General features: G+C 73.5%; 14 protein-coding genes. 4 read left to right on the top strand and 10 right to left on the bottom strand.

From position 1 onward, the window contains the following. Positions 1 to 136: 136 nt before the first annotated feature. From ACWDBE_RS01275 to ACWDBE_RS01265, 3 genes are all read right to left on the bottom strand, one after another. Complete coding sequence (locus ACWDBE_RS01275; protein ID WP_317620150.1) at positions 137 to 229, bottom strand: Ms4533A family Cys-rich leader peptide; 93 nt, start codon at positions 227 to 229, stop codon at positions 137 to 139. Between the two features lie 248 nt (positions 230 to 477). Next, positions 478 to 741 carry a hypothetical protein gene (locus ACWDBE_RS01270; RefSeq protein WP_449806792.1) on the bottom strand — a complete coding sequence of 88 codons (264 nt, stop codon included), beginning with the start codon at positions 739 to 741 and terminating at the stop codon, positions 478 to 480. Beyond that, entirely contained in the window at positions 738 to 1,910 is a 1,173-nt protein-coding gene (locus tag ACWDBE_RS01265; RefSeq protein ID WP_449806791.1) for an anion permease, read from the bottom strand. The genes ACWDBE_RS01270 and ACWDBE_RS01265 overlap by 4 nt, the downstream gene beginning before the upstream one ends. A gap of 220 nt (positions 1,911 to 2,130) precedes the next feature. Between ACWDBE_RS01265 and ACWDBE_RS01260 the strand changes: the two genes are divergently transcribed. Continuing rightward, positions 2,131 to 2,862 carry a DUF7873 family protein gene (locus ACWDBE_RS01260; protein ID WP_449806790.1) on the top strand — a complete coding sequence of 244 codons (732 nt, stop codon included), beginning with the start codon at positions 2,131 to 2,133 and terminating at the stop codon, positions 2,860 to 2,862. A 474-nt stretch (positions 2,863 to 3,336) separates the two neighbouring features. Here ACWDBE_RS01260 and ACWDBE_RS01255 read toward each other — a convergent pair whose 3' ends face one another. Then, positions 3,337 to 3,555 (bottom strand): hypothetical protein, encoded by a 219-nt coding sequence (locus ACWDBE_RS01255; RefSeq protein WP_392877486.1) that lies wholly within the window; start codon positions 3,553 to 3,555, stop codon positions 3,337 to 3,339. 117 nt (positions 3,556 to 3,672) lie between these two features. On the opposite strand from ACWDBE_RS01255, the gene ACWDBE_RS01250 reads away from it, so the two are divergent. The 3 genes from ACWDBE_RS01250 (at position 3,673) to ACWDBE_RS01240 (ending at position 6,538) form a co-directional block, all read left to right on the top strand. Further along, a complete protein-coding gene (locus tag ACWDBE_RS01250; RefSeq protein ID WP_449806789.1) occupies positions 3,673 to 4,764 on the top strand; it encodes a DUF5937 family protein in 1,092 nt (363 codons plus the stop codon). A 173-nt stretch (positions 4,765 to 4,937) separates the two neighbouring features. After that, entirely contained in the window at positions 4,938 to 5,489 is a 552-nt protein-coding gene (locus ACWDBE_RS01245; protein WP_449806788.1) for a pyridoxamine 5'-phosphate oxidase family protein, read from the top strand. 92 nt (positions 5,490 to 5,581) lie between these two features. Then, positions 5,582 to 6,538, top strand: coding sequence for a helix-turn-helix transcriptional regulator (locus ACWDBE_RS01240; RefSeq protein ID WP_449806787.1), 957 nt, complete (start codon positions 5,582 to 5,584; stop codon positions 6,536 to 6,538). A 16-nt stretch (positions 6,539 to 6,554) separates the two neighbouring features. Here ACWDBE_RS01240 and ACWDBE_RS01235 read toward each other — a convergent pair whose 3' ends face one another. The 6 genes from ACWDBE_RS01235 to hypB all read right to left on the bottom strand — a co-directional run bounded on the left by ACWDBE_RS01235 (position 6,555) and on the right by hypB (position 13,349). Further along, positions 6,555 to 7,190, bottom strand: a complete 636-nt coding sequence (locus ACWDBE_RS01235; protein WP_449806786.1) for a hypothetical protein — start codon at positions 7,188 to 7,190, stop codon at positions 6,555 to 6,557. Positions 7,191 to 7,677: 487 nt separating this feature from the next. Continuing rightward, complete coding sequence (hypE, locus tag ACWDBE_RS01230) at positions 7,678 to 8,697, bottom strand: hydrogenase expression/formation protein HypE (protein ID WP_449806982.1); 1,020 nt, start codon at positions 8,695 to 8,697, stop codon at positions 7,678 to 7,680. A gap of 121 nt (positions 8,698 to 8,818) precedes the next feature. Then, positions 8,819 to 9,970, bottom strand: a complete 1,152-nt coding sequence (gene hypD, locus ACWDBE_RS01225; protein WP_449806785.1) for a hydrogenase formation protein HypD — start codon at positions 9,968 to 9,970, stop codon at positions 8,819 to 8,821. Continuing rightward, positions 9,967 to 10,260, bottom strand: a complete 294-nt coding sequence (locus ACWDBE_RS01220; protein WP_449806784.1) for a HypC/HybG/HupF family hydrogenase formation chaperone — start codon at positions 10,258 to 10,260, stop codon at positions 9,967 to 9,969. Before ACWDBE_RS01220 ends, hypD begins: the two co-directional genes overlap by 4 nt. Before the next feature lie 6 nt (positions 10,261 to 10,266). Continuing rightward, on the bottom strand, positions 10,267 to 12,579 hold the full coding sequence (gene hypF / locus ACWDBE_RS01215; protein ID WP_449806783.1) for a carbamoyltransferase HypF: 2,313 nt from the start codon (positions 12,577 to 12,579) through the stop codon (positions 10,267 to 10,269). Beyond that, positions 12,576 to 13,349 carry a hydrogenase nickel incorporation protein HypB gene (gene hypB / locus ACWDBE_RS01210; RefSeq protein ID WP_449806782.1) on the bottom strand — a complete coding sequence of 258 codons (774 nt, stop codon included), beginning with the start codon at positions 13,347 to 13,349 and terminating at the stop codon, positions 12,576 to 12,578. The genes hypF and hypB overlap by 4 nt, the downstream gene beginning before the upstream one ends. Position 13,350 lies beyond the last annotated feature (1 nt).

The following is a 13,350-nucleotide window of genomic DNA, read 5'->3' as shown; positions in this document are numbered from 1 at the left end:
CCTTTCGCTACCGATGGTGTACGGAGGAAGGCGGGCGACAGTGAGGCCACGGAAGGATTGAGCGGCACCGCGCCCGCGGGAAGGGGCGACGCCCCGAAGCGCGGCGATCACCGCGGAGGCTTCGGGACAGGCGGATTCAGCGACAGAGATTGTCGGAAACGCAGTGCGCGGCCACGCCGATCAGCGCCAGCTCAATGGCGGCGCACTCGATCGGGTGACGGTCAGACATGCCGAGAAGACTGTATGACTTTAAGCGGAATGTCAAAACTCCGGATTCGCTCCCCCCTCCGAGGAACGACCGTCGGGGATTTCCGGGCCGAGGTTCAGCGGGGCGGCTGAGACCCGGCAGGAGCACTCGGCCGGGCCCGGGCCGCCTCGGTGTCGCCGACGGCCTGGCGCAGCCGCAGGCCCCCTCGTGAGCGGGCAGCGCCTCGTGGTACTCGTCGAGGTGGTGGCGGATGAACCGGACCCCGGCGCTCAGCTGTGGTTGACGATGATGGAGATGCCCCAGCCGATCGCGGCGAGGATCACCGCGAAGCACACGGCGGCGACGGTGACGCCGAACGCCCCCGCCCTGGCGCGTGGCGCCCCGACCGCACCGCCGGCCCCGCCCCCGACCGGCCCGACCGGGGGGTAGAGGGCACGCACACCGACGGCGAACACCGCGGGCAGGCCGGCGCCGGCGAGGAAGCCGACCACGACGATCTTCCAGACCGCGCTCAGATCGATCCAGGGGTTCACGAGGCCACCTCGTCGGTGCGGGCCGGCTCGTCGACGACGGGCTCGGGGACGACCGAGCCCGTCCAGGCGGCATTGACGTTCTCCGGCGTGACGGCCGGGTGGCGGGACGCGGCGTAGAAGGCGACCGAGGCCGCCACCAGCACGATGAAGACGACCACCACACCGACGGTGCCGCCGATCCCGTTGGCGGCCCAGTAGGCCAGCGCCCCGGCCAGCCCCGCGGCCGGGAGGGTGAGCGCCCAGGCCACCACCATGCGGCGGGCGATGTTCCACCGCACGACCGCGCCGCTCCTGCCGACCCCCGATCCGAGGATCGACCCGGTGGCGACGTGAGTGGTGGAGAGCGAGTAGCCGAAGTCGGCGGAGCAGAGGATGACGGCGGCCGAGGCCGACTCGCTGGCCATCCCCTGCGGCGGTTCGATCTCCACCAGCCCCTTGCCCAGGGCCCTGATGACCCGCCAGCCGCCGGTGTAGGTGCCCAGGGCGATGGCCGTGGCGCAGGAGGCGATCACCCAGTCCGGCGCCTTCGCCCCGGCGTGCAGCGTTCCGTTGGCGATCAGGGCCAGGGTGATGACGCCCATGGTCTTCTGCGCGTCGTTGGTGCCGTGGGCGAGCGAGACCATGCAGGCCGAACCGACCTGGCCGCCGCGGAAGCCGCGCGTCCGCGAGCCTTCGGCGACGCCGCGGGTCAAGCGGTACACGAGGTAGGTGCCGAGCGCGGCGACCGACCCGGCGATGACCGGCGACAGCGCGGCCGGCACGATCACCTTGGAGACGAGGCCCTGCCACTTGACGGCGGACGCCCCGGCCGCCGCCATGGTCGCCCCGACCACGCCGCCGACCAGCGCGTGGGAGGAACTGGACGGGATCCCGGCGTACCAGGTCGCCAGGTTCCACAGGATGCTGCCGGTCAGGCCCGCCACGACCACGGTCAGCGTCACGTCGGCACTCTGCACCAGACCGCCGGCGATCGTGGCGGCGACCGCGGTCGACAGGAACGCGCCCACCAGGTTCAGTACCGCCGAGACCCCGACCGCCACGCGCGGTGGGAGGGCTCCGGTGACGATCGAGGTCGCCATGGCGTTGCCGGTGTCGTGGAAGCCGTTGGTGAAGTCGAAACCCAGCGCGGTGACCACCACCAGCGCCAGAACTACGTCGTTGCCGGTCACGCGGACGAACCTAGCCCGCGCACCGCCGCCCACCCGCGCTCCCACCACTGGGGCGGACCGCGAACCGCGAGGCTCCATCCGATCGGCCCAGCACGCCGCGCAACCGGCGAGGAGCGCCCGTACGGTCCCCGGCCGCCGGGGGCCGACCGGGTACTCCGGGCCGGCGCCCGGTCAGTAATTCGGTGTCGCTGATCAGTTCGATCCTGCTAGCGTCCCGGACGTGGCAAAGCTGAACCAGATCATCGCCGTCGAAAAGGGCGTCAAGTCCAAGTCCTTCCAGGAGCTGACCCAGGCCCACCAGGACCTGCAGAAGCCCGCGCTGCTGGCGGGGATCTCCCGCACCTACCAGCCCAAGGACGAGGAGGGCGAGCAGCTGCCGCCGGAGTCCACCCGCGTGCAGCTGAAGGCCGAGGACATCCTGCGCTCCACCGCGCAGACCCTCACCCGGCTCTTCGACGTGACGGCCACCAAGGACTGGGCCAACGTCGGCGCCTCCGCCGACGTGGTGGTGGACGGCCAGGTCCTCCTCGCCCGGGTGCCGGTGCCGTACCTGCTCTTCCTGGAGAAGCAGCTCACCGACCTGTTCACCTTCGTGAAGAAGCTCCCGGTGCTGGACGCCTCCGAGTCCTGGAACCTCGACCCGTCCACCGACTCCTGGAAGACCGAGCCGGTGCGCACCATCCGGACCAAGAAGGTGCCGCGCAACCACGTCAAGGCCGAGGCCACGGACAAGCACCCGGCCCAGGTCGAGGTCTACTACGAGGACGTCGCGGTCGGCTACTGGACCACGGTCAAGTTCTCCGGCGCGTTGCCGGCCCGCCGGGTGAACGAGCTGGCCGAGCGGGTGGAGAAGCTCCAGCAGGCGGTCAAGTTCGCCCGCGAGGAGGCCAACGCCACCGAGGTCACCGACCAGCGGGTGGGCGACGCCGTCTTCGGCTACCTCTTCCGGTAGCCTCGTGATCGCCCGTCCGGGGAGCCGGGCGGGTGCACCGAGCGCCGAGGCTCCTGCCCGGGGAAACCGGGCGGGTGCGGCTGCGCGGTGCGAAAAGCTGACACTGATGTTGAAGCTGACCAGGGGTCACAGTGGAGGTTCGAGTCCTCCCCCCGGCACCACCGGCCGGGGTAGCCCAAGCAGGCAGAGGCAGACCCCGTGAATCTCAGACTCTCGCTCCAGTCTCAGCATTCGCCGCCGAACACCGGATCGACCGGGTGTGGACGACCATCGACGAATGCAGGTTCGAGTCCTGTCTGTGCCGCTCCGTGGCACGGTAGTTCAAAGGCAGAACGCGTCGATTTCAATCTGATCCGCGACCCTTCAACGTGCCGGTGTGCGCAATTGGGCGGCAACAAGGGACCCGGGAGCAGGCTACGCTCCCGGGTCCTCCAGCGTTCCCGACGCGGTCCTGAACGCCCCTCCGAGGAGTGGCTAGCACGCCCCGGCCCGCCGCCGGCGGCGCAGGGCCAGCCGGAGGGCCAGGCGGAGCCGGCCGGTGGTCGGGCGGCCGGCGAGGACGGCTTCGAAGCGGCGGTGGTCGCGGGCCGCGCGCAGCACAGCGACGTCGTGGGTACCGGGAGCGGGCGGAGCCGGCTCGTCGTGCTGGGCGGCCCGGTAGCTGTCGAAGAGGTGCTGGTGCAGTGCGTTCATGCGCCCACCGTGCACCCCGGCCGCCCCACGAGTCCCGTCGATTGACGACCCCCGTCAAATGACGGAACCACTCCCCCCGCCCGCCCCGGCCGCAGGGGCGCCAGGCACCATGGGCGGGTGAGCGTGACCATTGACATCACCGGACTGCCGCACGAGCGGATCATCTTCCGCCCCTCGCCCCTGGCGGAGCTGAGCAACGCGCTGCACGCGCTCGCCGAGCCCGCCCACCACGCCCGGCTGCACGCGTGGACGACGACGACCTCCGCCGCGCTCACACCGGAACTGGCCGACCGGCTGCTCGAGGCCGACTTCATGTGGCGCTCGACCCGCTCCGACTTCCTGATGCCGCCCCGGCCCCGGGAGACCCTCGCCGAGGAGCTCGACGACCTCGACCGCATGGACGACGAGAAGTTCGTGGGCGCGGCCCTGGAGATCTCGTGCAGCACCAGCCACTACCCCCGGGGCCTGCCGTCGCCGCTGGTCGACGAGTGGTCGCGGCGCCGCGCGCTCGACCTGGCGGCGGCCCGCGGCCCGCGCCAGGCGGCCTTCGTCGAGCGGATGCTCGCCGAGCCCACTGCCACCCGCGCCTGGATCCGGCGTCTCCTGGAGGACTGCGACCAGGCGTTCTTCGCCGACACCTGGCGCCGGGTCCGCGTCCAGCTCGCCGCCGACGCCCAGCACAAGACCGAGTTGCTGCGCCGCAAGGGCCTGGCGGAAGCGCTCAGGGCGGCGTCACCCGCGATGAGTCTGGAGGAGGACGAGCACGGCAGCCGCATCGTCGTCGACAAACTGCTCCACGGCCGCACCGAAGCCCGGGGCATCGCCGTCACGCTGCTGCCGACCGTCTTCGGCTGGCCGCACCTCTTCACCCTCTACGGGGCGGGCTGGCAGCCGGTGATCCAGTACCCGGCCGCCGCCCACGAGGTCGGCGGCACCGAGTCCGTGAAGACGGTCAAGCTGCGCCTGGACGCGCTGACGCATCCGATGCGGATGAGCCTGTGCCGCAACCTCGCTCGCGGCGCGTACTCGACGAGCGAGCTGGCCGACGCGTACGGCATCACCGCGCCGGAGGTCTCCCGCCATCTCGCCGTCCTGAAGAAGGCCGGGCTGGTCATCACCCAGCGCCGGGGCCGCTACGTCCTCCACCAGCTCGACATCCCGGTCGTGACGCGGCTCGGCAGCGACTTCCTGGAGTCCGTGCTGCGGTAGGGAGGGCCGGGCGGCAGGCGGGGCGGTCGTTCCGGGAGAGGTCCGTCCGGGAAGATCCGTCCGGAGAAGTCCGGGAATCACGACAGAAGATGTCGGGATTGGCCGGGATAGTGGGGTTCACCGGCCGGCGTCGTGGTGGCGCCGGACCGGACACCGCACAGACAAGGACCCCCATGCGCGAAACACCCGACGAGCTCCGCCGGCTCCAGGCGCTCCTCGACGCCTCGCTCTCCCGCTCCACCGCGCACCTGCGGTCGATCATCAGCAGCGAGACCACGCTCACCGCCGAGCAGCTCACGCGCGTGCTCACCGGCATGTGCACGCTGGCGCTGTCGACCGTGACGGCGAAGGGCGAGCCGCGGATCAGCGGCGCGGACGGGCACTTCCTGCACGGGAAGTGGCACTTCGGTACCGCACGAGGTGCCGCCAAGGCCCGGCACCTCGCCGCCCGGCCCGCCGCCAGCGTCGCGCACATGCGCGGGGAGGACCTGGGCGTGTTCACCCACGGCACCGTGGAGATCCTCAACCCCCACGACGGCGAGCCGGCCGCCGACTGGCCGGACCTGCTCGCGTACTTCCGGGACTTCTACGGCGCCGACGCCTTCGACTGGGACAACGACGTGGTCTACTACCGGCTGCACCCGCAGTGGATGACCGTGTTCGCCCCCGACTACGCCAAGCTCGTCGGGGAGACGGACGAGACGGACAAGGCCGACGAGACATAAGCCCGCCTGTCGGACCAACCCGTGAGAATGGTGACGGCACCGCCTCCGGACCACCGGGCGCGCGACGACGACGGACGATCGGAGGGAACCACGTGCGGGCAAGCCGGGCCATCGCGCTGCTGCTGCTCCTGCAGTCCCGGCGGACGATGACCGCCGCGGAACTCGCCGCCGAGCTGGAGGTCTCCGAGCGCACCGTCCAGCGGGACGTCGCCGCCCTGGCCGAGGCCGGCATCGCGGTGTACGCGGAACGCGGCCGCGACGGGGGCTACCGGCTCGTCGACGGCTACCGCACCCGCCTCACCGGCCTCGACCGGGCCGAGGCCGAGGTCCTGCACCTGGCCGGGCTGCCGGGCCCGCTGCGCGACATGGGTCTGGCCGGGCAGGCCCGCGCCGCGCGCCTGAAGGTCGCAGCCGCCCTGGGCGACGCCCCCGCCGCCGCCACCCGGCGCTTCCACCTCGACGCACCGGCCTGGTTCCGCGACGCCGGGGCCCCTCCGCTCCTCTCCGAGGTGTCACGCGCCGTGTGGGAGGACCGCGTCCTCCACGCCCGCTATGCCGCGCGCGGCGGCACCCGGGAGCGCCGGCTGGAGCCGTACGGCCTGGTCCTGAAGGCCGGGCAGTGGTACCTCGTGGCGCGCGGCCCGTCCGGCCGGTTCGGCTCGTACCGGGTCGACCGCTTCGAGACCGCCGAGGCCGGCGACGAGCGGTTCGAACGCGACCCCGAGTTCGACCTCGCCGACCACTGGGCCGCGGCGGCACGGGAGTTCACCCGCGCCATGCTGCGCGAGCGGGCGGTGGTGCGCCTGAGCCCGCTCGCCGTCGAGAACCTCGCCGTCCTGCTGGAACCGACCGCCGCCTCCGACGCCCTCGCCACGGCGGGCTCCCCGGACGCCGACGGCTGGGTCACCGTGACCCTGCCGATCGAGTCCTGGGAGATCGGCTACTTCGAACTCCTCCGCCTCGGCCCGGAAGCCGAGGTCCTCCATCCACCCGAACTCCGCGCCCGCCTCACCGAAGCGACCCGCCGCGCCGCCGCCCTCTACACCTGAGAGCGGGCCCGGAAGGTCACACGACGTGCCAGGCCGGGTCCTCGCGAGGTCCGGCGCCGAGGACGAGCAGCGCTTCCGCCGCCGCCGGATCGCCCGACTGCCGCGCGGACCTGCCGTAGGCACTCGCCGCGCGGCCGAGCGCGAGGAGCGCCTCCGCGCACGCCGGCACCGCCCGGCCACCGCGGAGGCGGTCGGCCGCCAGCCGGGCGAGCCGGGCGATCGTCTCGCAGGCGCGGATCGACATGGTGCGCAGGAACTCCGCCACGCGCCGGTCGCGCAGGAGCCGGCCCGCCGCCTCGCGGGCCCGCGCGACGAGCGTCTGCCAGACCCGGGAGACCGCGTCACGCACCGCCCGGAGCTGCTGCCACTCGGGGACACCGCGCAGGGCGAGGTCGTCCCGGTCCGCCCCGCGGAGCGCGGCGTTCACGGCCACCGCCGCGCCCCGAACGCCCGAGTGCCCCGACACGCCGGCCGCCACCGCTTCCGACGCGTCGGGGAGCCCGGCGACGTGCTGCCACCGGGCCTGGAGCGCCTCCACGTCGGCCTCCAGAACGGCCCGCAGGTCGTCGCAGGCGTCGAGCTCCTCGGGCGCGACCTCCTCCCAGGCCTCGGCCACCTCACACAGCTGCGCCCTGAGGTCCGGTAGGTCCATGCCTTCCGCCGCCGACCGGCCCGTCGGCCGATCGATGATCAACTCACCACCCCACAGGGGAAGTTCGTCCACGGCCGCCGCTCCGACAACGACGTCCTCCCAGTCCGGTGAATTCAGTGGGCTCATACTCCGACTTCCGTACGACGAAGGGTCACGGCCGCCTCCCTGCCGCCACGCAGGACGGAGCGTCCGACGCGGACCACTCTCCCGAAGGCGCTGAACGCACCTGGTGTAACACCTCTGTTCACCCCTGTCGACCGCCTCAATCCCGCTGTCAACCACTGCCCGGCCAAACCGCCCGCGAGAGTGCGCTGAACGGCGATGCCTTCGGGTCGCCGGCGGGGTAGGGATGGCGGCGGGGCGGATCCCCTCCCGGCGGAACGGCCCGTGTGACCGCCCTGACGGACGCGCCGCGCCGAGCCGGGCGCACGAACGCCGGTGCCGCCCCGGGGAGCAGTCCCCAGGGGCGGCACCGGCGTACGCGGCGTCAGCAGATCCGCGGCAGCTGCTCACCCATCGGCAGGTCGACCACCCGGGTGCCGCCGAAACCGGTCCGGGCGACGACCATCCCCGGATGCTCCTCGACGCACTCGCCGATCACCACCGCCTCCGCGCCGAGCGGGTGGGCGCGCATGGCGGCGAGCACGGCGTCCGCCGAACCGCGCGGGACGAAGGCGACGAGCCTGCCCTCGTTGGCGATGTACATCGGGTCCAGGCCCAGCACCGCGCAGGCGTTGGCCACCGGCTCCGGAACGGGGACGTCGCGTTCGCCGATCACGACGCCGACCCCGGCGGCGACCGCGATCTCGTTGAGCGCCGCCGCCAGGCCGCCCCGGGTGGGGTCACGCAGCACGTGCAGGTCGGCGGTGGCCACGAGCATCGCCTCGACCAGGCCGCCGAGCGCCGCGCTGTCGCTGCGCACCTCGACGCCGAACTCCAGGCCCTCCCGGACGCTCATGATCGCCACGCCGTGCAGCCCGATCGGCCCGCTGACGATCACCACGTCACCGGGCCGGGCTCGCTGCGGCCGGATGTCGACCCCGGCCGGAACGAGTCCGATCCCGGCGGTGTTCAGGTAGACGCCGTCCCCGTGCCCGGCCTCGACCACCTTGGTGTCCCCGGTGGCGACCTCCACCCCGGCGGTACGGGCGGCGGCGCCGAGCGCCCGGGCGACCCGGTCCACCACGGCCATCTCCACCCCCTCCTCCAGGATGAAGCCGCAGGACAGGTAGGCCGCCCTGGCCCCGCTCATGGCGAGGTCGTTGACCGTGCCGTTGACGGCGAGGTCGCCGATGCAGCCGCCGGGGAAGAACAGCGGCCGCACCACGTAGGAGTCGGTGGAGAAGGCAAGCCGGGCGCTGCCCAGCTCCAGCACGGCGGAGTCGCCGAGTCCGGCGAGCACCGGGCCGCCGAAGGCCGGCGCGAAGAGGTTCTGCACCAGCTCGGCGGACAGCGCCCCGCCGCCGCCGTGGCCCATCACCACCCGGGGGTGGTCGCGCAGCGGCAGCGGGCAGCTCCAGCCGGAGAAGTCCGGCCGCTCGGTGGGAAGTTCACCGGGAAGTTCACCGGGAAGTCCGACAGGAAGTTCGCCGAGCAGTTCGGTGCGCGGTTCGGTGCGCAGTTCGATGTCAGCCAACGCGACCCGCCTCCCGGGGCTGCTGGGCCTCCCGGCCCCGGACGGACGTGTGCGGCACGCCCAGCCGCCGGTACAGGTAGTACGCCGCGCACGCCCCCTCGCTGGACACCATCGTGGCGCCGAGCGGTGTGCGCGGGGTGCAGACGGTGCCGAAGGCCTCGCACTGGTGGGGCTTGAGCAGCCCCTGCAGCACCTCGCCGCTGCGGCACGCGGCGGGTTCGCGGGTGGTGATCCCCGCGACGTCGAAGCGGTGCTCGGCGTCGTGGTCCCGGTAGCGGGGCGAGAGCCGCCAGCCGCTGAGCGGGATCACCCCGATGCCCCGCCAGGAGCGGTCAGCCACCTCGAACACGTCCTCCAGCATGGCGCGGGCCGCCGGGTTGCCCTCGGGGCGGACGGCCCTCGGGTAGGCGTTGTCGACGGTGTGCTCCCCGCGTTCCAGCTGCCGTACGGTCCGCCGGATGCCCTCCAGGATGTCCAGCGGTTCGAAGCCGGTGACGACGATCGGCACCCGGTGGCGCTCGGCCAGCGCCGGGTACTCGGCGGTGCCCATCACGCTGCAGACGTGCCCGGCGGCGAGGAAGCCCTGGACCCGGCAGTCCGGCGAGTCCATGATGGCGTCGATCGCGGGGGGCACCCGGACGTGGGAGACCAGCATGCTGAAGTTGCGCAGCCCCTGCTTCCTGGCCAGGTGGACGGCCATGGCGTTCGGCGGGGCGGTGGTCTCGAAGCCGATGCCGAAGAAGACCACCTCCTTGTCCGGGTTCTCCCGGGCGATCCGCAGCGCGTCGAGCGGCGAGTACACCACCCGCACGTCGCCGCCCTCGCCGCGGACCCGGAACAGGTCCCGGTCGGTGCCGGGCACCCGCAGCATGTCCCCGAAGGAGCAGAAGACCACCCCGGGCCGGGCGGCGATCGCCAGCGCGCGGTCGATCGCCTCCAGCGGGGTGACGCACACCGGGCACCCCGGGCCATGGATCAACTCGACCTCTTCCGGTAGGAGTTGGTCGATGGCGTGGCGGATGATGCTGTGCGTCTGGCCGCCGCAGACCTCCATCAGCGCCCACGGCCTGGTGACCGTCGCCCTGATGTCGGCGAGCAGCCCGGCCGCCAGCTCGGGGTTGCGGAACTCCTCCAGGTACTTCACCGTCCGGCCTCCTCAGCCTCTCCCGCCGCTCCGGCGGCTTCCCACGGGTCGCCGAACTCCTCCTGCAACAGCCCGAGTTCCTCGAAGAGGGCGAGGGTGCGCCGGGCCGACTCCTCGTCCAGGCGCTGCAGCGCGAAACCCACGTGGACGATCGCGTAGTCCCCCACCGCCAGGTCGGGCAGGTACTCCAGGCAGACGTCCTTGACCACGCCGCCGAAGTCCATCACCGCCATCCTGGTCCCGTCCCGCTCCCCGATCTCCGTCACCCTTCCGGGCACCGCCAGGCACATCCGCTCTCACTCCTCCCGGATGGCCGACGACCGGGCGGCCACCATCAGCTGGCCCAGCGCCAGCCCTCCGTCGTTGGGCGGCACCCGGCGGTGCCGCAGTACGGTGAAGCCGTCCTCCCCGAGCCCGCTCGCACAGGCCGAGGAGAGCAGCGCGTTGGCGAAGACCCCGCCGCTGAGCGCCACGGTGGTGGTGCCGTGCCGCTCCCGGACGGCCGCGCAGATCCGCCGGACCAGCTCGGCCACCGCGTGGTGGAAGCGGACGGCGACCAGCCCGGCGGGGGCTCCCGCGATCACGTCGGCCACCACGGCGGCCAGCACCGGCGAGGGGTCGGCGATCCAGCCGTCCGCCCGCTCCGACAGGCCGAACGCGTAGTCGCCGGTCCGCACGAAGGCGCAGGCCGCCGCCTCCAGTTCGATCGCCGCCTGGGCCTCGTACCCGGCCCGCTGGCAGACCCCGGCGAGCGCGGACACCGCGTCGAACAGCCGCCCCATGCTGGAGGTCGGCACGCAGTTCAGCCCGCGCTCCAACTGCCGCCCCAGAACGTTGAGTTCGCCCTCAGCGCAGGCGCGGACCGGTGGCAGCTGGGGCAGCCAGGGCAGCCCGGCCGCGCGCAGGTGGGCGAGCGCCGTCCGGTACGGGCGCTCGACGGCCGCGTCGCCGCCCGGCAGCGGCACGTACCCGAGGTGGGCGAGGCGGCGGAACCCGTCGTAGTCGGCCAGCAGCACCTCGCCGCCCCAGATCGCACCGTCCTCGCCGTAACCGGTGCCGTCGAAGGCCACCCCGAGCACCGGCCGGCCGCCGTCCAGGCCGTGTTCGGCCATCACCGCGGCGATGTGGGCGTGGTGGTGCTGCACCCGGTGCACCGGCCGGCCGGCGGCGGTCCGCTCGGCGTGCCGCAGCGAGCGGTAGCCGGGGTGCCGGTCGGCGACCAGCAGTTCGGGCCGTACGCCGCTGACCGTGCCGAGTTGCTCGACCGCCCGGTCGAAGGCCCGCAGGGTGGCCAGGTCGTCCATGTCGCCGATGTGGCCGGACAGCCAGGCATAGCCGTCCCGGGCGAGGGCGAAGGTGTTCTTGAGGTCGCCGCCGACGGCCAGCGCGGGACGGACGGGCACCGGCAGCGGGACCGGCAGCGGCGCGTACCCGCGGGAGCGGCGCAGCGGCAGCTGCTCACCGTCCACCACCCGCACCACCGAGTCCTCGCAGGGGACGTGGATCGGCCGGTCGTGGGTGAGCCAGCCGTCGACCAGCGGGGCGAGCCGCTCCAGTGCCTCCCGGTCCTCGGTGACGATCGGCTCGCCGGAGAGGTTGGCGCTGGTCATCACCAGCAGGTCCGGCCCGGGGGCGGCGAGCAGCAGGTGGTGCAGCGGCGTGTACGGGAGCATCACCCCGAGGTCGGGGCTGCCCGGCGCGAGCCCCTCGGGCACCGGCAGGCCCATGCGGCGGAGCAGGACGATCGGCTTCACGGGCCCGGTGAGCAGTTCCCGTTCGACCGGGTCGACGGGCAGCAGGTGCTCGACGGTGGCGAGGTCGCGGGCCATCACGGCGAAGGGCTTGTCGCCGCGGCGCTTGCGCCGGCGCAGCAGGGCGACGGCCGCGGCGTCGCGGGCGTCGCAGGCGAGGTGGTAGCCGCCGATGCCCTTGACGGCGAGGATCGCGCCGTCGGCGAGCAGTCGGCGGGCCGCGGTGAGGGCCTGTTCCCCGTGGAGGTCGGGGTGTCCGGGCACGGTCAGCGCGAGCCTGGGCCCGCAGGCGTGGCAGGCGACGGGCTGGGCGTGGAAGCGGCGGTTCGCGGGGTCGGCGTACTCCCGGGCGCAGTCCGGGCACATCGGGAAGCCGGCCATGGTGGTGTTGGCCCGGTCGTACGGGAGGCCCGTGACGATGGTGTGCCGGGGGCCGCAGTTGGTGCAGCTGATGAAGGGGTGCCGGTGGCGGCGGTCGGCCGGGTCGGCGAGTTCGGCGAGGCAGTCGGCGCAGACGGCGGTGTCGGGCGGGATCAGGGTGGTGCGGGGGCCGTCGGGGCGGGAGGGGACGATCCGGAAGCCGGTGGCGCCGGTGACGGCGAGCGGCGCGTGTTCCACCGAGTGCACCTGGGCGAGCGGCGGCGCGTCCCCGGCCACCCGTCGGCAGAAGGCCGCGAGGGCGTCCGGGCTGCCCTCGATCTCGACCAGGACGCCCTCGCCGGTGTTGGTGACGGTGCCGGCCAGTCCGAGTTCACCGGCCAGCGTGTGGACGAACGGCCGGAAGCCGACCCCCTGCACCAGGCCGCGGACGGCGACCCGCCGCCGCTCGCGGTCGAGCCCGGGGTGACCGGCCGTCACGCGTCCTCCCCCACGGCGGAGTGGCCGTGGTGGTGCCCGTGCCCGTGTTCGGGCTCGTGTTCGTGCCCGTGGTCGTGCGGCGCCGGCGCCGACATCACCGGCCGGTGCGGCTCGGCCCCGTCCAGCACGGCCAGCGCCCGGTCCAGCAGCGCCCCGACGCCCGCGCCCGTCCGGGCGGAGGTGCGCAGCACCGTCACCCCGGGGTTGACCCGCTGGACGTTCGCCAGGAACGCCGACTCGTCGAACTCGGCCGCCTCGGCGAGGTCGGCCTTGGTCACCAGCACCAGGTTGGCCAGCCCGAAGGCCGTCGGGTACTTGAGCGGCTTGTCCTCGCCCTCGGTCACCGAGGCCAGCACCACCCGCAGCGTCTCGCCGAGGTCGTAGGAGGCCGGGCAGACCAGGTTGCCGACGTTCTCCACGAACAGCAGCCGGCACTCCGCGGGCAGCCAGCCGTCCAGGTGCCCGGCGAGCATCCGCGCCTCCAGGTGGCAGAGCCCGTCGGTGAGCACCTGCTTCACCGGGGCGCCCGAGCGGGCCAGCCGGCGGGCGTCGTTCTCGGTGGCGAGGTCGGCGGTGAGCGCGGCGACCGCCACCCCGCGCCGCCGGGCGAGGGTCAGCTCGGCCTCCAGCAGCGCGGTCTTCCCGCTGCCGGGGCTGGACAGCAGGTTCACCGCGACCGTGCCCCGCTCCGCCAGCGTCGCCCGCAGTCGGCGGGCGCTGTCGTCGTTGCGGGCGAGGACCGCCTGACGGAGGTCGACCGTGCGGCACATC

Source organism: Kitasatospora sp. NPDC001132 (assembly GCF_053598415.1).
This window is presented reverse-complemented; position numbering and strand designations above follow the sequence as displayed.

What these genes read in the sequence shown, in the direction of transcription:
- ACWDBE_RS01275 (WP_317620150.1), bottom strand. Translation starts at nt 229, where the DNA reads ATGTCTGACCGTCACCCGATCGAGTGCGCCGCCATTGAGCTGGCGCTG.
- ACWDBE_RS01255 (WP_392877486.1), bottom strand. Translation starts at nt 3,555, where the DNA reads ATGAACGCACTGCACCAGCACCTCTTCGACAGCTACCGGGCCGCCCAG.
- ACWDBE_RS01245 (WP_449806788.1), top strand. Translation starts at nt 4,938, where the DNA reads ATGCGCGAAACACCCGACGAGCTCCGCCGGCTCCAGGCGCTCCTCGAC.
- ACWDBE_RS01235 (WP_449806786.1), bottom strand. Translation starts at nt 7,190, where the DNA reads ATGGACCTACCGGACCTCAGGGCGCAGCTGTGTGAGGTGGCCGAGGCC.
- ACWDBE_RS01220 (WP_449806784.1), bottom strand. Translation starts at nt 10,260, where the DNA reads ATGTGCCTGGCGGTGCCCGGAAGGGTGACGGAGATCGGGGAGCGGGAC.
- hypB (WP_449806782.1), bottom strand. Translation starts at nt 13,349, where the DNA reads ATGTGCCGCACGGTCGACCTCCGTCAGGCGGTCCTCGCCCGCAACGAC.